This is a genomic window from Yersinia rochesterensis, assembly GCF_003600645.1.
Lineage (GTDB): Bacteria > Pseudomonadota > Gammaproteobacteria > Enterobacterales > Enterobacteriaceae > Yersinia > Yersinia rochesterensis.
On the sequence record NZ_CP032482.1, the window covers coordinates 1340554 to 1359759 of the forward strand.

Sequence of the window (19206 nt, forward strand, 5' to 3'; positions counted from 1 at the left end):
CAAATAAGTGTTGATTTTATATTTAATAATGTTTGACTATTGCTCTATGAATTGAGCAAAAGGGAATCATTATGCTTTGGAAAAATACCAAGGAGCAGTTTGGCCGCATCACTATTAGTGTCCACTGGCTGGTGGCATTAACAGTATATTCACTGTTTGCGCTTGGTTTATGGATGGTGACTTTAGGCTACTACGATGGCTGGTATCATCAGGCGCCAGAGATACATAAAAGTATTGGCTGTATATTATTTGCTGTAATGTTATTTAGGGTCATCTGGCGCTTTATTTCGCCACCCCAAAGCCATTATTAAGTTATAGCCGCTTTACACGCGTTAGCGCTGAGGGATCCCCACTAATTCAGCGCTAATAAACCAACACCATACTTCGGTAGGTTTTGGCGAGGTGATTAAGAACTGCATCCAGTGCTGTTCGCGTTAAAATTAGCGGAGAGTGTCGCAAGATATTCTCCGCTAATGTCAGATAAGATATAACCCGTCGTGACTTAAGGCTGTTAGCCTGATACCTCAGATGTAACCCTTTATTTTCAGCATGATAGCCAAGTAACCATAATACTGCCGTGCTTAACGTTGCCAGAAGACTTAACACCAGTATACGCCCCGCTGTGCGGCTGTGACTGGCGCGAAGCCCAAAGCCAAAACGTTCACTTTTCTCATCGCGAAAATTCTGCTCTATCTGCATCCTGCGACTGTATAACTTCATGACTTCACGTGGTTTAAACTCCTCTGTACTGCTAAAAATAAGCCACGGTTCTTTTGCTGCGGCGCGTCCGTCCCGCTCCTGCGAATAGCGAGATATCCGGCAACGGGCACGTTTATTCTGCCGCCCTTTGGGTTCCTTTTTATGCAGGTAAAAGTGACCATCACAGCGGGCATATTCTGCACGTGCGAGTGTCCCCGGCCCCAGATATTCAGGTTGGCCACTGGCCGATAATTCCTGCCGCCTGAACCAGTGCTCACCTTTTTTATCCAGCCGGAGCTGGATATTGCCTCTGACTCGCCCGATAAAATCCCAACCCAATGATTTAATATGGTGAAACCAGGCATTTTGAAAACCGGCGTCAGTGACGATGAGTACCTTTTTATCAGGCGCAATAGCGGTGGCGATAGAATTCAGGAACTCTTTTTGTATCAATGCATTCTGTTGGTTATGCGAGGGAACAATTTGGCTCATTAACGGGATGGAACGACCATCACAAATCAGGCTGGCGCGTAAGACGTGGAATGCCTGTGAGGGATAACCACTCCAGTCAACAGCAATAACACACCAGGGAAGTCGGCGCGTAAGTAACGAAGTAATATTACGAAATATCAGAGGGATGTCATGGTGAAGAGCCGTATTACCTAACAGCCGGTCAACCCGTTTTATCTTGTGTTTTACCTGAGCGGTTCCCGGCAGATGGCGTCCGATACTGGTCAGGGTCAGAGAAGCGCCACGCGTCAATGCAACGGTTGCATCAATCAGGGCATTTTGACGATATTGATGAAACGGGGCTAAAGCGCCCCGGAAAAAGTTCTGGCATACTTTACGGGCAGGCATAGAGTTGATCTCGCTGAATTGGTTGCACAATCAGTAGATCATATTTTCTCTATGCCTGTCCTTTTTTCTGGGGATTCACCAGCGCGTTAGCGCGTTATTAGCGCATCTGGTTTTATATATTGTTTTATTTTGTATTATGTTTAGTGGTTATTTAATCTCGACGGCTGATGGGCAATCAATCAATGTGTTTGGCTGGTTTGCTGTTCCTGCCACATTAACGGGTTTACCTGATCAAGCTGATACCGCTGGTACCGTACATCTTTATCTGGCCTGGGCTGTTGTAGTGCTTTCACTATTACATGGACTCGCCGCAATTAAACACCATGTTATTGATGGTGATATTACCCTCAAACGGATGCTGGGACGTAGCACCGATTAACCAACTGTATTATGGAGAATTAAGCATGTTTAATAAGACCCTCTTGGGCCTGACTGTAGGCGCACTGATGTTTACCGCAGGTAGCGCTGTAGCCGCCGAATATAAATTTGATAAAGAAGGTCAACACGCCTTTATTGAGTTTCGGATTAAACACTTAGGCTATAGCTGGTTATATGGCAGTTTTAATGATTTCGATGGGTCTTTCACTTTTGATGAGAAAGATCCTGCGGCTGATAAAGTCAATGTGGTGATCAACACTAATAGCGTTGATACCAATCATGCTGAGCGTGATAAACATCTGCGCAGTAAAGAATTTCTGAATGTCAGTAAATTCCCACAGGCGACATTTGAGTCTACCGAAGTGAAGAAAAATGCCGAAGGCTATACTGTGGTTGGTAATCTGACATTAAATGGCGTCACTAAACCAGTGACCTTGGAAAGTAAACTAACTGGGCAGGGTAATGACCCATGGGGCGGTTATCGTGCCGGTTTTGAAGCTAATGGTAATATTAAACTGAAAGACTTTAATATCACCACTGACTTAGGCCCAGCTTCACAGGAAGTTGAACTTATTCTGTCAGTCGAAGGTGTTCGGGTTAAATAACCTTTGTTGCTTTATTTGAAGGAGCCTTTGGCTCCTTTTTTATTGCTCATGTTATAGTCAATAATCGCTATTTTATTTTGGGTGAGTTAAAAAAAGGCCCTTTATTGACAGAATCTCTGATGAGTAATTCAGATTGGAATATATTTTCATTTGATAAATATCCGCCATCTAGCATGGATATCAGCCGATTAATGACTTCATTTATCATGCCACTGACGGGGTCTTTAATACTGGATAATGGCGGGAGCAGGAAAGGTGCAATAGGAATATTATCAAACCCAATGATGGAAATATCCTCAGGGACTTTTAAACCGGCTTCATTTAATTTCTTCATCGCCCCAATGGCCATATCATCATTACTGGCGATAATTGCGCTGAAAGGTAACTGACTGGTTAATAAAGACTCAATCGCCGTTGCACCACTTGCTGGTGTCCATTTGCCTTGCACGATAAGTTTATCTTGAACTGGCAGCGAAAATTCAGTTAATGCTGCTTTATATCCAGAAAGCCGCTCAATGGCAGTAGGTGAATCAAGTGAACCCGTAATAAAGGCGATATCATGATGACCTTGGTCAATAAGATATTTAGTTGCATTATAGCTCGAGCCTTTATGATCACAGAAAATGCAATGGCTATGATTTTTTCGCAGTTTTCTGTTAACCACCATAATCGGCTGTTTATATTTATCAATAATCAGATCCATAGCATCAACAGTTAAAAACCGGGGATAAATGATTATGGCATCACAGCGTAAATCGAGGAGAAATTGAATGGCATCTTGTTCTTCTTCCGCACTGTGTTTCCCATCAACCAGTACCAACTGACGGCCATTATTTTCTAATTTTTGCGCTGCCTGAGACAGTATTTCATTAAAGTAACTGCCGTTATACAGGGTATTGGTTACCACTAATCCGATGCATTCGGACTTGTTTGTCGCCAGATTTCTCGCCAGTAAATTTGGCCGATATCCAGTCTCTTCAATCGCTTTAAAAACCTGATTTTTAGTTGCATCACTGACATAGCCTTTGCCCGACAAAACCCGCGAAACAGTGGCTTTTGAAACACCGGCTTTCTTTGCCACTTCTTGCATTGTAGACATAGGCCCTTCCTGACACGTTGAAATTATTGTCATTCTATACTCTTCGCCCTTGAAATTGCAGAAGAGTTAGCGGCATTCGTGACTTGGCCGTCGCTGCGAACCATACCCGTTTGCAAGATTCTGATATCGATCACCATCACAGAATTAAAATAGAATAAATTCATCTATTGAATTTTACCTCATATTTTAAGATTCTCATGTGGAACCGGTTACCTATGTGTCAGGGAATGGCTAGTGACAACACCTTTCCGGTCAATGAATAATGTATAACTATATGAATTTAATGGCTAACTGTGGATTTGTGGCGATGGGGAATTTTATCTCAGCACAGAAAGGACACTTAGCTCGGCGCGTGCCATTACGGGGAGTTGTTACTCATGTCAAAAAATTATGCCGCAGTATCACAGCAAATCGTTGATGCTATTGGTGGGGCCAATAATATCGGGGCTGTGACTCATTGTATGACGCGTTTACGCTTTGTACTCAATGATGCAAGTGCGGTTGATTTGGCTAAGTTGAAGGCTATAACCGGTGTGCTGGGTGTAGTACATAGTGAGAATCAGTGCCAGGTTATCATTGGCAATAATGTGAGCTATGCCTTTGCTGAAGTGATGAAACTGCTCCCGGAAGGCGCATTACCGGCAAACGCGCTGCCCCAGAAGAATAAAATCACCTTAAAGCGAATAGGGGCAGGGATACTGGATGCATTGATTGGCACCATGTCACCTTTGATTCCTGCCATCATCGGCGGCTCCATGGTGAAACTGCTGGCGATGATACTGGATATGACCGGCATCTTTGAGAAAGGCTCATCAACTCTCATTATTCTCAATGTCATTGGTGATGGTGCTTTCTTCTTCCTGCCAGTGATGGTGGCGGCTTCTGCGGCGATAAAATTCAAAACCAATATGTCGCTGGCTATCGCTATTGCCGGGGTATTGGTTCATCCAGCCTTTATTGATTTAATGGCAAAAGCCGCGCAAGGCCAACATGTTGAATTTATGGGCGTAACTGTCACTGCGGTGAAGTATACCTACACGGTTATCCCGGCACTTTGTATGACTTGGTTGCTGTCTTATATTGAGCGATGGGTTGACCATATCACTCCTGCAGTGACTAAAAACTTCCTTAAACCGATGCTGATCGTGCTGATTTCAGCGCCTATTGCCATTATGTTTATTGGGCCATTGGGAATATGGATTGGTAGCGGCATTTCTTCTTTGGTCTATACCGTTCATGATTATCTGGGTTGGCTCTCTGTGGCGATTATGGGCGCGCTCTGGCCATTATTGGTCATGACTGGCATGCACCGTGTCTTTACGCCGACCATTATTCAGACCATTGCCGAGACAGGGAAAGAGGGCATGGTGATGCCATCGGAAATTGGTGCAAATCTGTCATTGGGCGGCTCATCTCTGGCGGTTGCCTGGCGCACCAAAAATCCGGAGTTGCGGCAAACGGCGTTGGCCGCCGCAGCTTCAGCGATTGTAGCGGGTATCTCTGAACCGGCACTTTATGGAGTGGCGTTGCGGCTCAAACGCCCATTAATCGCCAGCCTTATCAGTGGATTTATCTGTGGCGCGGTGGCCGGAATTGGCGGGTTAGCTAGCCATTCCATGGCTTCGCCTGGGTTATTTACCAGTGTTCAGTTCTTCGATCCGGCTAATCCAATGAGTATTGTATGGGTGTTTGGCGTCATGGTTCTGGCAATAGTTATCTCTTTCGTCACGACACTTTTACTGGGATTTGAAGATATTCCTGTTGAAGACAGTGTAGGTGGCAGCGCCGATTCTACTGACCCTGCTGTTTCGCACAGTGCAGTAAAAATTAACTAAATGAAGAGGTATTGAATGTCAGTATCAACATTTCCCGACGGTTTCTTATGGGGCGGCGCATTAGCCGCAAACCAGGCCGAAGGTGCTTGTTTTGAAGGCGGAAAAGGGCTGACGACGGTAGATATGATCCCTCATGGGCCACACCGTTTGGCCGTAAAGTTAGGGCAGGAAAAGCGTTTTACCTTAAGAGATGATGAGTTTTATCCAAGCCATCAGGCAATTGATTTTTATCATCGCTATAAAGAGGATATCGCATTAATGGCGGAAATGGGATTTACCGTATTCCGTACATCTATAGCATGGAGCCGGATTTACCCTAATGGTGATGAAATGGCACCTAACACCGAGGGTATTGCTTTTTACCGCGACCTCTTTAATGAATGTAAAAAGTACAATATTGAGCCGCTGGTAACATTATGTCACTTTGATGTTCCCATGCATCTGGTGACGGAATATGGCTCGTGGCGTAACCGAAAAATGGTTAAATTTTTCACCGACTATGCCCGAACATGCTTTGAAGCTTTCGATGGTTTGGTGAAGTATTGGCTCACATTTAACGAAATTAATATTCTTCTCCATAGCCCATTCTCTGGGGCGGGATTAGTGTTTGAGCCGAATGAGAATCAGGAACAAGTCAAATACCAAGCCGCCCATCACGAACTGCTCGCCAGCGCATTAGCGACCAAAATTGCTCATGAGGTCAATCCTGAAAATCAGGTAGGTTGCATGCTGGCAGGAGGGAACTTTTACCCACGAACCTGTAAACCCGAAGATGTTTGGGCGGCGCTGGAAAAAGACCGCGAAAATCTATTTTTCATTGATGTGCAAGCCCGTGGAGCTTACCCCGCTTACACAAAACGCCTTTTCAGGGAGAAAGGTATTTCAATTACCACACAAGAGGGGGATGACGACATTCTTAAACATACAGTAGATTTCGTCTCCTTCAGCTATTACGCCTCGCGCTGTGCTTCGGCGGATATGAATGAACATAACAGCAGCGCCGCTAATATTGTTAAATCCTTGAAAAATCCCCATATTCAGGTCAGTGAATGGGGATGGGGAATTGATCCTTTAGGGTTACGCATCACCATGAATATGATGTATGACCGCTACCAGAAGCCACTTTTCTTAGTTGAAAATGGGCTGGGTGCTAAAGATGAAATTAACCCGCAGGGTGAAATTGAAGACGATTACCGTATTAGTTATTTACGTGAACATATTAAAGCCATGGGTGAGGCCATTGATGATGGTATTCCGGTCATCGGATATACCTCATGGGGATGTATTGATCTGGTTTCCGCCTCTACCGGGGAAATGAGCAAACGCTATGGTTTTATCTATGTTGATCGCGATGATTTGGGAAAGGGTTCCTTAGCGCGTAAGAAAAAGAAATCTTTCTATTGGTATAAAAAAGTTATTGCCAGTAATGGTGCTGATTTGAGTTAAATAATTCGCCGGGAATGACGTCTATGACTTATATTCCCGGCAATGCATTTTATTCGAATACAGCAGTATTTTTATTATTAGTTTTTGATGTGTTACTCGCTACGATCGCGTGTCGAGCCTTTCTTCAAGTTGATCATAAAATCCATAAATGCAGTTCGCAATGGGGTAAATATCGGGTGTTTACGATTCTCCATCATAGTTTCCGAAAACAGCTTCAGACCTAATGCAAATGCGGCTGTTTTCTCTTTACCAAAGTCTAAGTCTTCGTGCGCCTGTAACCGCTCGATGATGCCGAGGATCTCATCGTGATTCTCGGCTTCGAATGTTACCGGGGCTTTATCTATGGCTTCACCTTTGCGATCAGTCAGTGGCTCAATGGTGATCCTATAGCGATATCCCGGCATTAGTTTTTCTCCGCTTCTTGAGTCTCTGCCGCCTTGGGTTCTAACTCTTTTTCAATGGTTTCTACTGCCGTCAATAATGCTGCATTAATATGCTCAACCTGTTGTGGCGTCACATCTGAGCGCATCATACTGCTGCGTAGAATGTGGCGTAAACGGTGCATGGCCTCAGAAATCCCTTCAGCCAGGTTTCCCTCTGGGCGGCGATTTACCTGCGCCAGTCGTGAAAAAATAACATCAACCATCTGTTGGTTTTGCTGCAATTCAGCTTTCCCAGCATCCGTGATTTGGTAGCTTTTACGCCCATTGCCAGTTGCAATTGGGGTAACAAAATCCTGTTCTTCTAACAGAGTCAGAGTGGGATAGATAACACCTGGGCTTGGAACATATAATCCTGAGGATGCCTCTTCGATAGCTTTAATCAGTTCGTAGCCATGGCAGGGCTTTTTATCAAGCAGTGCTAGCAGGACAACCCGCAAATCACCATGTTCAAACAGGCGATGCATTTTTTCGCCACGCCCACGTCTGCCGCCTCTTGCGGCTTCGGTTGTTTCTGTTGCCATTGAGTGGCGACCGCCGCGATGCATTCTTTCGTTGCGATGGTGCTGCCCTTCATGGTGTTCTCCACCACAATGATGACCACGTTTTGAAAAACCAAACATAATGAATCTCCTTTAGATATATCGAAACAATTTCGATATATCTAATTTATATCGATATATCGAAATTGGCAAGAGGAGGATGTGAAAAAGATATATCTAAATGAGTTTTTTATCAGAATAACTGGAGGGGATTGTAAAATTGGGGGGATGGGACGGTGCGATGGAGCAGAACCATGACACAATTTTTCAGTCGCCATTCCGTTTTAGACTAAAACTGAGAGTAATGATCGATTGAATCATCAAGAATTGTCTCTATTTTTATGGGTTTTAATAAAACCTTGAGTACAATTTTTCTGGTTAGTATAAAATTAAATTTTTCTTTTGCGGTCATTTGCAGATAGATATAGGTATTTCGACGATATTAGGATTGTCGTTTTCAATTAACACAAAAGGACTCTTGGATGTTTAAAAAACTTTTCTTTCTTACTCTGTTATGTGCGGTATCCGCTACAAGTTTCGCTGCCGAACCTGTTCGCCCTGAAGTTGCTGATTCTGTTAAGGCCTGGCAAGGCAATGAAGGTATTGAAGTTTGGACATTGCGTTATGGCCCTCGCTCTGAAAATAAGGCATTAGTACAGATAACAAATGCCGACCATGATTGGGATAAGAAAATTCAAATTATGGATGTTGAGAAGAAAGACGATCGCAGTGACTATAGTGTCAATGTTAATGGGAAGAAAATTGTAGTTTTGATCATTAATAACAATAACTTAGGGAAATTATATTTACCTGGCGAGAAAGGCGACCATCCTATTATGTATAGTGAATTGCTTTCTAATGAGGGCAATGCGCAATATTTCCTGAGTGATTTTCTCAAGCAGGAAACTAAGCCGCAATCATAGGCGGTGCTAGCAAATCCCCTTGCTCCGCAGAACCGCACTGGGCAAGGGGAAAACAGCTGGTTAAGCTATTAGCTTTTCTTCACAAACTCAGATTTCAGCTTCATTGGGCCAAATCCATCAATTTTACAATCGATATTGTGGTCACCTTCAACCAGACGGATGCTTTTCACTTTGGTTCCGATCTTCAGAGTTGAAGAGCTGCCTTTTACTTTTAGGTCTTTAACAACAGTTACCGCATCACCGTCAGCCAGTAAATTACCATTGGCATCACGCACCACCAGGCCTTCATCGGCTGCTGCAGAATCGCTATTTTCCGACCACTCATGACCACATTCTGGGCAATTTAATTTTTCCCCTTCCTGCCATGTATATTCAGAACTACACTTCGGACAGTTTGGTAAACCCATCACGCTAACCTCTTGAAATTAAAATTAATAAATATAAAAAAGTGACAAATAACAGGCTATTGTATTGATATTCACCTGTTCTACACATTTTATCACATTAAAGGATAGGTTTGTCATTGTCCCTATGCGGATAGCCAAGGAATAACGTAATGCTGTTCAGAATACGCATGACCTGAACGCCCAAAATCCCAGCCTTGGCTTCACGGAGCATACAGATGATCTGTTTTTACTTAACTGATGAGTGTCATTGACCCATGACAAGGCAGTCGGGGTGGCTCCACTTTATAATCAAGGCCATTTATTTTCTCAGTGGTATGAAAGTATGGCTTATCAACTTAACCTTAATTGGCCCGAGTTTTTAGAGAAATATTGGCAAAAACAGCCAGTTGTATTAAAAAATGCCTTCCCGAATTTTGTCGATCCGATTACGCCGGACGAGTTGGCGGGCTTAGCAATGGAAGCTGAGGTAGATAGCCGTCTGGTCAGCCATACAAATGGCCAGTGGCAGGCGAGTAATGGGCCATTTGAGCACTTTGATAATCTAGGTGAAACCAACTGGTCACTGTTGGCTCAGGCGGTTAACCACTGGCATGCCCCCTCTGCTGAATTAGTTCGGCCGTTTCGTGTGTTACCAGATTGGCGTTTAGACGATTTGATGATTTCCTTTTCTGTCCCTGGTGGCGGAGTTGGGCCGCATATTGATCAATATGATGTGTTCATTATCCAAGGGATGGGCAGCCGCCGTTGGCGGGTTGGCGATAAGCTACCGTTAAAGCAGTTTTGCCCACATCCGGCACTGCTGCATGTTGAGTCATTCACCCCCATTATTGATGAAGATTTAGCGCCGGGCGATATTTTATATATTCCACCGGGCTTCCCACACGATGGTTTCACTCACGAAACGGCGTTTAACTACTCGGTGGGTTTTCGCGGGCCAAATGGGCGGGATTTAATCAGCAGTTTTGCTGACTATGCGCTGGAAAACGATCTTGGTAATGAGCATTACAGCGACCCTGATTTAACCTGTCGAGAACATCCAGGCCGGGTTGAAGAATATGAACTCGACCGCCTGCGTGGGATGATGATCGAGATGATTAATCAACCAGAAGACTTTAAGCAATGGTTTGGCCGCTTTGCAACGACACCGCGCCATGAGTTGGACATTGCTCCGGCGGAGCCGCCTTACGAGCCGAAAGAGATTGTCGACGCCCTGACGGATGGTGAAGTCTTGACTCGCCTTAGTGGGCTGCGGGTTCTACAAGTGGGCGACAGTTTCTTTATCAATAGTGAGCGGTTGGAAATCTGTGACTCTACAGCCGCTGATGCGCTGTGTCGCTATACTATTCTCGGCAAGGAAGAGCTGGGTGAGGCACTCCGTAATCCGGCTTTCATTGCGGAGTTAACTGAGTTGGTTAATCAGGGATACTGGTTCTTCGACGAATAATTATATTTTTAATAGCGGTTTTCGAAAGCATATATTATGAGCCAATTCGGAAGCCGCACCCTACCTATGCCCGTTAGCGGGTATCCAGCCAGTCCCCGATAAATCATCAAAAACGCATGATTATTTAGAGCAAGATATTGCCTTGTTTATTAGGCTATTACCTTGATACGTGGCAGAATATAAAAAGTAATGATTCCCATTTCACCTGAGATGACAAATACATAAATATGGATCGCTCCCGTATACTCAAATTTCTATTACCTTACTTGTGGCCTAAAAATAACTCGAAACTCCGGTATTACCTGATTGCCGCCGTCATATTTATGGTGGTTTCTAAGGTCAGTACCACACTTGTGCCTCTTGCTTACAGGACGATGATCGACACATTAAGCAGTGAAAATGCCAAGATGATGGCTATCCCCATCACCTTAATAATTGCTTATGGGGTCGCGAGAGTTAGTGCCTCCCTATTCGAAGAATTGCGTAACGTGATGTTTGTGCACGTCAGCCAGAATGCGACTCGATTACTTGGTTTACGGGTATTTAAACAATTACATGAACTAAGTTTGCGTTTTCATCTGGACAGGCAAACCGGCGGGTTATCTTTATCTATTGAACGCGGTACACAAGCGGTTGCAACAGTGCTTTCCCGCATTTTGTTCTCTATATTCCCCATTTTATTTGAGATAACCCTGGTCTCTCTTATCATGTGGCATTTGCTAGATGGCTGGTTTGCTGTCGCCATTCTGGCGACAGTGGCATGCTATATCCTATTTACTGTTGTGGCGGTTAGTTGGCGAACCCGTTTTCGGCGTGAGCTAAATCAAGCTAATTCAGACGCTAACACCAAGTCTATCGACAGCCTGATAAATTATGAAACGGTAAAATATTTTGGTAATGAAGAGTTTGAAGCTGAGCGCTTTAATACTTCGCGCCAACTGTATGAATATGCTGCAATTAAAAATTAGTTCAGTTTTACGGCGTTAAGTCTCGGGCAGACGGCAATTATTTCCATCGGGTTGGTGGTGATGATGGCCATGGCGGCGCAAGGTATCACACAAGGCCGTATGAGCATTGGTGATTTTGTGTTGGTAAATGCTTACCTTCTTCAGCTGTACCAGCCGCTCAATTTCTTTGGGTTTATTTATTCTGAGATCAGACAAGCATTGATTGATATGGAGAATATGCTCGATTTGTTGATGGTGGAAAAAGAGATTACTGATCGCCCTGATGCGCCGGCTTTACATCTTACAAAGGGGGAAGTGCGGTTTGACTCAGTCAGTTTTGGTTATGATCCGCGTAGACCTATTCTGAATAAAGTGAGTTTCACTATCCCTGCGGGCAAAACAGTGGCGGTTGTTGGCGCATCGGGAGCCGGAAAATCAACACTATCTCGTCTATTATTCCGGTTTTATGATGTCACTGATGGCGCGATTTATATTGATGATCAAGATGTCCGCAATGTAACTCAAGCAAGTTTACGTGAGGCTATTGGCATCGTGCCGCAAGATACAGTGCTCTTCAATGACACGCTGCGTTATAACATTGCTTACGGCAGAACTTCTTCCAGCTTTGCAGAAATAGAACGCGCGGCGAAACTGGCCCATATTCATGATTTTATCATTAGTTTGCCAGATGGTTATGACACGCGAGTAGGGGAGCGTGGGCTTAAGTTATCAGGGGGTGAGAAACAGCGAGTGGCGATTGCGCGCACTATTCTTAAAAACCCAGCTATTTTGGTTTTTGATGAAGCGACCAGCGCGTTAGATACTCATACTGAGCGCGAAATTCAGGCCCACCTGCGCGAAGTTAGCCGCGACCATACTACTCTGGTCATTGCTCACCGCTTATCCACCATTATTGATGCCGATGAAATTATTGTGATGGAAGCGGGCTCAATAGTTGAACGTGGGCGGCATGAGGCGTTATTGCTGAAAAATGGCCAGTACGCGGCCATGTGGCAGAATCAATATCATGAAGAGGAGCAACTTGCACCATAGCTCTTTGTTTTTAAAGGCTATTTAAAAGAGTGCATAAAGATGAGTGTGCACTCTTTTCGCTGATATTGATTGATTTGTGGAACCAGTCGCCTGAAATGCTCTGAAGCGCAATGTATATCTAATGCCGCTTGGTCTGGCCATTCTTCGATAAAAATAAAGTTGCCGGGATCTTTATGATCGATAAATAAATCATAGGAAATACATAGTGGCTCAAGTTTTGTTCTTTCCACTAATTCTTTATAGAGTGGCGTGACATCACTGATGTGCTCAGGTTTTATAAAATCTTGTGCAATGACTTTTAACATAGGTCTAATAGCGCTAGGCTCCGGTAAAATGCGTGTAAGCGAATACTACCAGCGCAATCGCGATCATAATCATCGTCGTTTTTCTCATTTCAATTCTCGTTATAAATGATGAGTTTCAAGTTGGCTAGCCAAACGATAACGTAAATCCCGCTAAAAAACAGCTATCCGCGACAAAATATCCAGTTTCAGGGTAATGTCAGTAAAATCAATCAAGTCACACAGGGCGGGGCTCTTACAGGAGATGAATCCTGTTTAAGTTGATATTGATCTCATTTTTAATATAATTATTTGTGTTAACTTTCATGATGTGCATTGTCACATAAGGGGGATAATATGTCAGCACTTGAGAAACTCGTTTCAGCATATTGCCATACCAGCCTGGACTTTGTGGCATCCACGGTTGCTTTTATGGAAAACCAAAAAAAGAAAATAAATGTTGATGAAATTGAAGCGAAACTTTCGCCGGATGAATGCGATTTCTTCCAGGAGAGATTAGCTCATTACAGAGATATATACCGACCTCAGTGATCATGCGGCGGTTTTGTCCTGCATTCGACATTAAATAAGCCGCCTGATGGCGGCTTATTCTATTATAAAAATAGAATCTATGAAGATAGGGCGCTCTTATGCTTTCTTGGTAGCAAGAATGACACTTGATGCTTTAAATAATGCAGTGACTTCACTTCCTACCGATAGCGCCATTTCTTCCAGGCTTTCATTGGTGGCTGAACCGTCAACAATGGCATGGACTGTTCCAGATAACTGGTTTCGTGCAGAGGTAGACATCGTATTCCCTCATGGTCATGTCAAATTGACATCGTGCCAGACGAGATTCCAGCCCGACCCCCCATCTGACCAAATACACTTACAGGAGTACAGGCGTGATGCCCATGTGTCACAGAAAAAATGGATATGTGTTAGCGATGAAATAAATCAAAATGAGATAAAGCGCGACGTATATTTATTGAGTAATAAAATCCGTGATAACAGCACTGATGCAGCAAATACGGATAACAGCAGTGTGAACCTCAATGTGACATCCGATAAGTTATATGCGCTGGCGATGAAATAGAAAATTCCATCATGCAAAATATAAACCCCAATCATGGATGGGCTGATATAGGCTAATGTTTTCTTTATCCATTCATGTTTAGTGTCAAAGTTATCAAATATGACAAATAAGCATAAACTCAGTATTAAAACATGTAGGTTATCGAGGAAATAGCTGGCATTTACTGTTTTATAGACATACATCGACATAAAACTTTCATAGAAATACATGGAAACTGCTGTCGGGATAAGAAGAACTTTTGCTGCAAGACGTACTCTCGGCATTTTGGTTATTCTTTGGCAAACTTTGGAGCAAAGGAACCTGCCGGTCATATAATAGAAGATCCACGTCCATAATCTAAAGTATTGCGGAAAATCAATTAGGTAGGGTTTTTCACTGAATGCACTGATTAAATCGATAGAAACAGAAAATATAACCAGGCATGAGAGGGTTATGATTGCTGTTCTGTTACTTTTTAATATCTTAGAGATTATTGGGTTGATTAGATAAATAATAGCAATACTGAATAAAAGCCAACTTTGCAGGAAGTAACCCCGCTTGAAGCCATCTTCGTTGATAAAGTAGAAAAGTACGTTCCAGAAAATAATAATAGTTATTATAGATTTTAACTTTCTGAGTATATCTGCCTGATCTATCTCATCATTTGAGTCGATATAACCAATAATCATAAAGAAAAGTGGGGTTGCGATGATCGATAAAAAGTACAGAACACCCATCACTTCTCCACCGAGAAAACACTGTTCAGTACAAGTTTTACTGGCAGAATAAAAGGTAACGGCAGAAAAACAGCTTAATGTTTTCAGCGCATGTAAACCGACGTTTCTCATAAAGTTGTTTGGCTTAAAATAAAGTTAAACGAGATATCCAGCTTCAGATAACGTAGGTATAGCATTAGAACCTTCCTGTTTAGGCTACTAATTTCTCACTATTTTTACATATAATCCCATTGCTGTCACGTCTGGTAGACTTAAAGCTAAATAAACAACTAAGAAATATTCTTTTTAGAAAAAGACGTTTCCTACACTCTCCGGTGTTGACATCCTATATATATCCTCGTTCCCTTATGGTTTACTGCAAAGTAAGGTGTGTTCTGGGCTATCTACATAATTTCTAATAGCTTTTATTTCATCACAAATAGATGTGAGTTAACAATTCATAGGGTGCTGAAGCACTAGCGGGTGTAGCCAATATGATAAGCTGTATGATCGTTGATAACGACAAATATCAAACGTTGGGTATGGTAACCATCGTAAAAAAGATATTTACATCGTTAGGGTTTAAAAAAGAGATTAAATTCTATCGTAAAGCATTTTATTCAGCAGATATCATTTTTATTGGAGTTGATGAGTTTAGTTTTTTTGATGCTCTAAAACGTCTGGATAAAGCGCCTTCAGAAGCAGATGTTTTTTTAATTTGTGATTCCCGATTGAATAGCTTTTTACAGGGTATCCCAAGGTTCAGTAATGTCACGATGATCTTCAGAGAAGACCCCATCGATACTGTTACCAACAAGATTTCAACTGTTTTTAAACGTAAGGTTCGCGGACTTAAAGAGAGTCTAACTGAGCGAAAATCCCCGAAAGTATTAAGTCAGCCATCGTCAGAGCGACAATATTTGACGCCTAATGAAAATATCGTATTGAAATTGTTCAATGAAGGATTTTCGGGCGGGGATATCGCCAGAATTTTGAAAAAGAGTGAGAAAACAGTTAGTGGGCAAAAACGGTCTGCCATGAAAAAGTTGGGTGCCCGTACTGATGTTGAGTTAATTAAAATGTTTATGTTCAAATAGTTAATATGAAAATGGACTGAATTTTGGTTGCTTTTTCCGTCGACACCAGAGAATACCAAAGGGATTTTCTTGTGCTAGCGGGCAGGGATGCCAGCTTCAAAACCCTGGGGAGCCCCCCAAACAGCCCCAAAGTTATTTGGGGCTGTTTATGGGTTGCGATGCCGCGTTATTTCAGTAAAAAACAGACTAAATACTCTTCAACTTGGCAATCGTACTGTCGATATCAACCTCATGCTCAGAGAATGTGTAGGTGGTATTTTGGAACGTAGTTATTGATAACATTTTCAATGGCACGGTTTTTTCTGAAATATCTTCTTCCTGCGGCCGAATTTTATTCATCAGTAAGTTGACTGAAAGGATGGTGTTGGCTTTATCGATCTCAGCCTGCGCAGGAACTTCTTTAGTAAAGGTATTGAATGATTTGATACTGGTGAGTTTGATTCTCTCATTAGCAATGAATATGTATTTGCTCTCAATGGCCACTTTCACTGCAAATGCGGATAATCCTTTAGTATTGGTTGTCGGCTCGAAAGTGACTTCCGCGCCTTTTTTGATCATCTCGGGATTAGCAACTTTAATAACGTGAAAATAACGGTTATCTCCGTTCTCATCGGTGATAAAACCAAAACCTTTATCTTCAAAAAAAGTTGTTATTCTACCGTTCATCATGCATCTCATATTAGCGTATCCAATGGGTAAGTATAATACAGGTGAATCGCTTTCAGATACAGTCTGGTACTTTCTTTGAGCCCTTTAGGCTGTGTTGTAAAAGAAAAAAATATGGATTTCTGTGCTAGTAATTGAGCAGAAAAGATGGCTTTTTCACTTTTTATCTAATTTTTGTGATCTCTACCGTGGACAAAAAACGGTTCTATTGCTGTACTGTATTGGACACACATTTTGTGTCCAACATTCACGTAAAGGTAAGTTTGATGTCTAAGATTAAAGGTAGCGTTAAGTGGTTCAATGAATCTAAAGGTTTTGGCTTCATTACCCCAGAAGATGGCAGTAAAGACGTTTTCGTTCATTTCTCAGCCATCGCTAGCAACGGTTTCAAAACTCTTGCTGAAGGCCAGCGTGTAGAATTTGAAATCACGAACGGTGCCAAAGGGCCATCTGCTGCTAATGTTATCGCTATCTAAGTAGCCAATATTTCTTAAAACCCGCCTCATTCTTATCAGGCGGGTTTTTTATTTCTAGCCCCGAGGGAATTAACTAAAAGAGATATGCCTTTAAGAAAGCGGCGGTGATCAATAGGCAAAAAATGACTGCCAGCCATTCGGTTCCTGTTTTAGGTAAACTAAACATGGGATTTATCCAGCACATCAGTCACCCCAGCGGTTAACTGTTCTTAACTAAATAATTATCCAGTCTGTAGATTAATAAAACATTAAGACTATGTAAAAAATAGTGCTGTCATGCCCGCGCTTATTGACCCGCAAAGTAATTAACTAATATGAAAGCCAGCATAGTCATAGCCAGTGAACCGGCCAGATTAAGTGCAACTGTACCAGCAGCCCACGCTAATTTCCCATCCTGAAGTAAATAGACAACTTCAACTGAAAAGGTTGAAAATGTCGTCAGGCCACCGCAGAAACCCGTGGTAATCAGTAATTTCCAAACGGGGTCAATGTGTGTGATTCGGGTGAATAGTGCTAATGTCAGGCCGATAATAAAAGCGCCAACCAAGTTTACAATAAGCGTACCCACGGGGATATTGGGTGAAAAACTGTTTAGCTTCATACTGACTAGCCAACGAGCGACGCTACCCACTCCACCACCAATAAATACTGCCAGTAATGTATTAAACATAAACACCTTTCTTTAGAGATGACACTATGCCGGTACTTTGCCGTTATTTAGCTTGCCAGTTCAATGCGGTTACGGCCATTGTCTTTTGCCAGATACAGCGCAGAGTCGGCGGCTTTTAGCCATTGCTGATAGTTAATCATATCGTGTCGGTAATCTGCGATACCAGCACTGACTCTAAGCTGTAAGGATGGAGCGTGGGTAAAAACTAAATCAGCCAGTTTTTCCTGAATTCGCATTAATACTTCCCGTGTTTGTTCTGCCGTAGTATTAGGCAAAATAGCACCGAACTCATCCCCACCGTAACGGCCAACAATGTCGATGGCCCGCAGCCCTAGCAATAATTCTTCGGCAAGAACAGTAATAGCTTCATCACCCACGGCATGACCAAAGGTATCATTAATCGATTTGAAGTTATCAATATCAAGTAAAATAAGTGTGGCACCCTGTTGGTAGCGTCGGCAACTATCAAATTGATTATGTAGTTGATGTTCCCAATGCCTGCGATTATAAAGCCCGGTTAATCCATCCCTAACACTAATACGCAATAACTCTTCTTTATTTTCGGCCAGGCGTTTTGCGGTTCGGTAGGTGACTAATCCAAGTAGGGAGGGGTAGATAATTATCATCGGTAGACAGGCATAGACCTGGAGTGGCGAGGTTTCAGGTTTAAAGGGTAAATTAAATATCCATGCAGTCAGTAAACTACAGGCAATCTGCAATGCAAGGCCTTTGCAAAAAACGTTTTTCCCGCCAGAAGCAATATTGTTCATGCTCATCATTGAAAGAATCACGACGGACGGCAGAGCATTGAATGACATTATTGCGACCCAGACACCACCCAGTGCTGAGTCTATTTTCATATTTATGATTTCTTGTTCAAACGGTTGTTCAGAGCGTGTAGCCAATAGGTATGAAATATGTGGCCAGACTAATCCATTAAGGGCGAGCATGAACCAAAGCCATAATGGAGCATTCTGGGTGTAGAGTACTGAGCCGACACAAAACATACCAACGCCTAAGCCAAATACGCGAGGTAAATAAGTCCTTTTAGCAAAACTTAACCCAGATCTGCGGGTGTTTATTCTACTTGAATAAGGCAATTGGCGATTCCCTCGTTGTTTCTGCTTTGGGGGGATGTTAACGGCAATGTCTCATCCGGAATGAGTCAAAATAAGTGAGAAAAGACTCTGAGTAAATCATAGTTCACTAACGAAATCTGTTACATATTACTCTTGTTTTAATCGGCAATTTATTCGTAAATAGCCCATGTTTTAATAAACATTGCTAATCAAGAAGGTGCGTATGGAAGGTCTCAGTATTACCAAATTATTGGTAGTCGGCATATTAATTGTGTTGTTGTTTGGTACCAGCAAACTGCGCACACTGGGTGCTGACTTAGGTGCGGCCTTGAAAGGCTTTAAAAAAGCCATGGGCAATGATGATGCTCCGCCAGCCAACACGACCGCTGAGTCTAAAACAGCAACAGAAGCCAAACCGCCGATCGAGCATAAAGACTGATTATGCTTGCTTGGCTGCCATTTCGGTTGCT

Annotated in this window: 19 protein-coding genes and 4 pseudogenes; 12 read left to right on the plus strand and 11 right to left on the minus strand. The window is 42.8% G+C overall.

Annotation, left to right across the window (positions count from 1 at the left end; genetic code table 11):
• Positions 1-71: 71 nt before the first annotated feature.
• Positions 72-340, plus strand: a pseudogene (locus DXZ79_RS06265) (cytochrome b); the annotation flags it as partial.
• A gap of 23 nt (positions 341-363) precedes the next feature.
• Here the strand turns inward: DXZ79_RS06265 and DXZ79_RS06270 are convergent.
• Positions 364-1557, minus strand: coding sequence for an IS4 family transposase (locus tag DXZ79_RS06270; RefSeq protein ID WP_120011132.1), 1194 nt, complete (start codon positions 1555-1557; stop codon positions 364-366).
• 82 nt (positions 1558-1639) lie between these two features.
• Here DXZ79_RS06270 and DXZ79_RS06275 point away from each other — a divergent pair.
• Both DXZ79_RS06275 and DXZ79_RS06280 read left to right on the plus strand, forming a co-directional pair.
• Positions 1640-1936: pseudogene (locus tag DXZ79_RS06275) on the plus strand (cytochrome b); the annotation flags it as partial.
• Between the two features lie 25 nt (positions 1937-1961).
• Entirely contained in the window at positions 1962-2540 is a 579-nt protein-coding gene (locus DXZ79_RS06280) for a YceI family protein (protein ID WP_038634846.1), read from the plus strand.
• Positions 2541-2607: 67 nt separating this feature from the next.
• Here DXZ79_RS06280 and DXZ79_RS06285 read toward each other — a convergent pair whose 3' ends face one another.
• A complete protein-coding gene (locus tag DXZ79_RS06285) occupies positions 2608-3639 on the minus strand; it encodes a LacI family DNA-binding transcriptional regulator (protein WP_038634843.1) in 1032 nt (343 codons plus the stop codon).
• 377 nt (positions 3640-4016) lie between these two features.
• Between DXZ79_RS06285 and ascF the strand changes: the two genes are divergently transcribed.
• Both ascF and DXZ79_RS06295 read left to right on the plus strand, forming a co-directional pair.
• Positions 4017-5474, plus strand: a complete 1458-nt coding sequence (gene ascF, locus DXZ79_RS06290) for a PTS cellobiose/arbutin/salicin transporter subunit IIBC (protein WP_038634840.1) — start codon at positions 4017-4019, stop codon at positions 5472-5474.
• 15 nt (positions 5475-5489) lie between these two features.
• A complete protein-coding gene (locus DXZ79_RS06295; protein WP_038634837.1) occupies positions 5490-6920 on the plus strand; it encodes a 6-phospho-beta-glucosidase in 1431 nt (476 codons plus the stop codon).
• Between the two features lie 92 nt (positions 6921-7012).
• Here DXZ79_RS06295 and DXZ79_RS06300 read toward each other — a convergent pair whose 3' ends face one another.
• Together DXZ79_RS06300 and DXZ79_RS06305 are read right to left on the minus strand one after the other, a co-directional pair.
• The gene (locus DXZ79_RS06300; protein WP_038634834.1) at positions 7013-7324 is read right to left on the minus strand and encodes a DUF3861 domain-containing protein; all 312 of its coding nucleotides are present in this window, start codon (positions 7322-7324) and stop codon (positions 7013-7015) included.
• Positions 7324-7983, minus strand: coding sequence for a PadR family transcriptional regulator (locus DXZ79_RS06305; RefSeq protein ID WP_038634832.1), 660 nt, complete (start codon positions 7981-7983; stop codon positions 7324-7326). Before DXZ79_RS06305 ends, DXZ79_RS06300 begins: the two co-directional genes overlap by 1 nt.
• Before the next feature lie 401 nt (positions 7984-8384).
• Here DXZ79_RS06305 and DXZ79_RS06310 point away from each other — a divergent pair, with 401 nt between their 5' ends.
• Positions 8385-8825, plus strand: coding sequence for a hypothetical protein (locus DXZ79_RS06310; RefSeq protein ID WP_038634830.1), 441 nt, complete (start codon positions 8385-8387; stop codon positions 8823-8825).
• Positions 8826-8893: 68 nt separating this feature from the next.
• Here DXZ79_RS06310 and DXZ79_RS06315 read toward each other — a convergent pair whose 3' ends face one another.
• Entirely contained in the window at positions 8894-9235 is a 342-nt protein-coding gene (locus DXZ79_RS06315) for a zinc ribbon domain-containing protein YjdM (RefSeq protein ID WP_162472775.1), read from the minus strand.
• Between the two features lie 319 nt (positions 9236-9554).
• On the opposite strand from DXZ79_RS06315, the gene DXZ79_RS06320 reads away from it, so the two are divergent.
• Entirely contained in the window at positions 9555-10676 is a 1122-nt protein-coding gene (locus tag DXZ79_RS06320) for a ribosomal protein uL16 3-hydroxylase (RefSeq protein WP_038639658.1), read from the plus strand.
• Between the two features lie 227 nt (positions 10677-10903).
• Positions 10904-12676 (plus strand): annotated as a pseudogene (locus tag DXZ79_RS06325) (ABCB family ABC transporter ATP-binding protein/permease).
• Between the two features lie 17 nt (positions 12677-12693).
• Here the strand turns inward: DXZ79_RS06325 and DXZ79_RS06330 are convergent.
• Complete coding sequence (locus tag DXZ79_RS06330) at positions 12694-12981, minus strand: putative quinol monooxygenase (protein WP_038634821.1); 288 nt, start codon at positions 12979-12981, stop codon at positions 12694-12696.
• A gap of 333 nt (positions 12982-13314) precedes the next feature.
• Between DXZ79_RS06330 and DXZ79_RS06335 the strand changes: the two genes are divergently transcribed.
• Complete coding sequence (locus tag DXZ79_RS06335) at positions 13315-13509, plus strand: glycogen synthase (protein WP_038634818.1); 195 nt, start codon at positions 13315-13317, stop codon at positions 13507-13509.
• Positions 13510-13605: 96 nt separating this feature from the next.
• Here the strand turns inward: DXZ79_RS06335 and DXZ79_RS21295 are convergent.
• Positions 13606-13767, minus strand: a pseudogene (locus tag DXZ79_RS21295) (TOBE domain-containing protein); the annotation flags it as partial.
• Between the two features lie 147 nt (positions 13768-13914).
• The gene (locus DXZ79_RS06345; RefSeq protein WP_038634812.1) at positions 13915-14880 is read right to left on the minus strand and encodes an acyltransferase; all 966 of its coding nucleotides are present in this window, start codon (positions 14878-14880) and stop codon (positions 13915-13917) included.
• 374 nt (positions 14881-15254) lie between these two features.
• Between DXZ79_RS06345 and DXZ79_RS06350 the strand changes: the two genes are divergently transcribed.
• Positions 15255-15845 carry a helix-turn-helix transcriptional regulator gene (locus tag DXZ79_RS06350; RefSeq protein ID WP_038634809.1) on the plus strand — a complete coding sequence of 197 codons (591 nt, stop codon included), beginning with the start codon at positions 15255-15257 and terminating at the stop codon, positions 15843-15845.
• A 186-nt stretch (positions 15846-16031) separates the two neighbouring features.
• On the opposite strand, the gene DXZ79_RS06355 is transcribed toward DXZ79_RS06350, so the two are convergent.
• Entirely contained in the window at positions 16032-16511 is a 480-nt protein-coding gene (locus tag DXZ79_RS06355; RefSeq protein ID WP_038634807.1) for a cold-shock protein, read from the minus strand.
• A gap of 266 nt (positions 16512-16777) precedes the next feature.
• Here DXZ79_RS06355 and cspE point away from each other — a divergent pair, with 266 nt between their 5' ends.
• Entirely contained in the window at positions 16778-16987 is a 210-nt protein-coding gene (gene cspE / locus DXZ79_RS06360; protein ID WP_002210315.1) for a transcription antiterminator/RNA stability regulator CspE, read from the plus strand.
• A 286-nt stretch (positions 16988-17273) separates the two neighbouring features.
• Here cspE and crcB read toward each other — a convergent pair whose 3' ends face one another.
• Positions 17274-17657 (minus strand): fluoride efflux transporter CrcB, encoded by a 384-nt coding sequence (crcB, locus tag DXZ79_RS06365; RefSeq protein WP_038634804.1) that lies wholly within the window; start codon positions 17655-17657, stop codon positions 17274-17276.
• A 47-nt stretch (positions 17658-17704) separates the two neighbouring features.
• On the minus strand, positions 17705-18757 hold the full coding sequence (locus tag DXZ79_RS06370; RefSeq protein WP_071841731.1) for a diguanylate cyclase: 1053 nt from the start codon (positions 18755-18757) through the stop codon (positions 17705-17707).
• A gap of 202 nt (positions 18758-18959) precedes the next feature.
• Between DXZ79_RS06370 and tatA the strand changes: the two genes are divergently transcribed.
• On the plus strand, positions 18960-19175 hold the full coding sequence (gene tatA, locus DXZ79_RS06375; protein ID WP_038634802.1) for a Sec-independent protein translocase subunit TatA: 216 nt from the start codon (positions 18960-18962) through the stop codon (positions 19173-19175).
• Positions 19176-19206 lie beyond the last annotated feature (31 nt).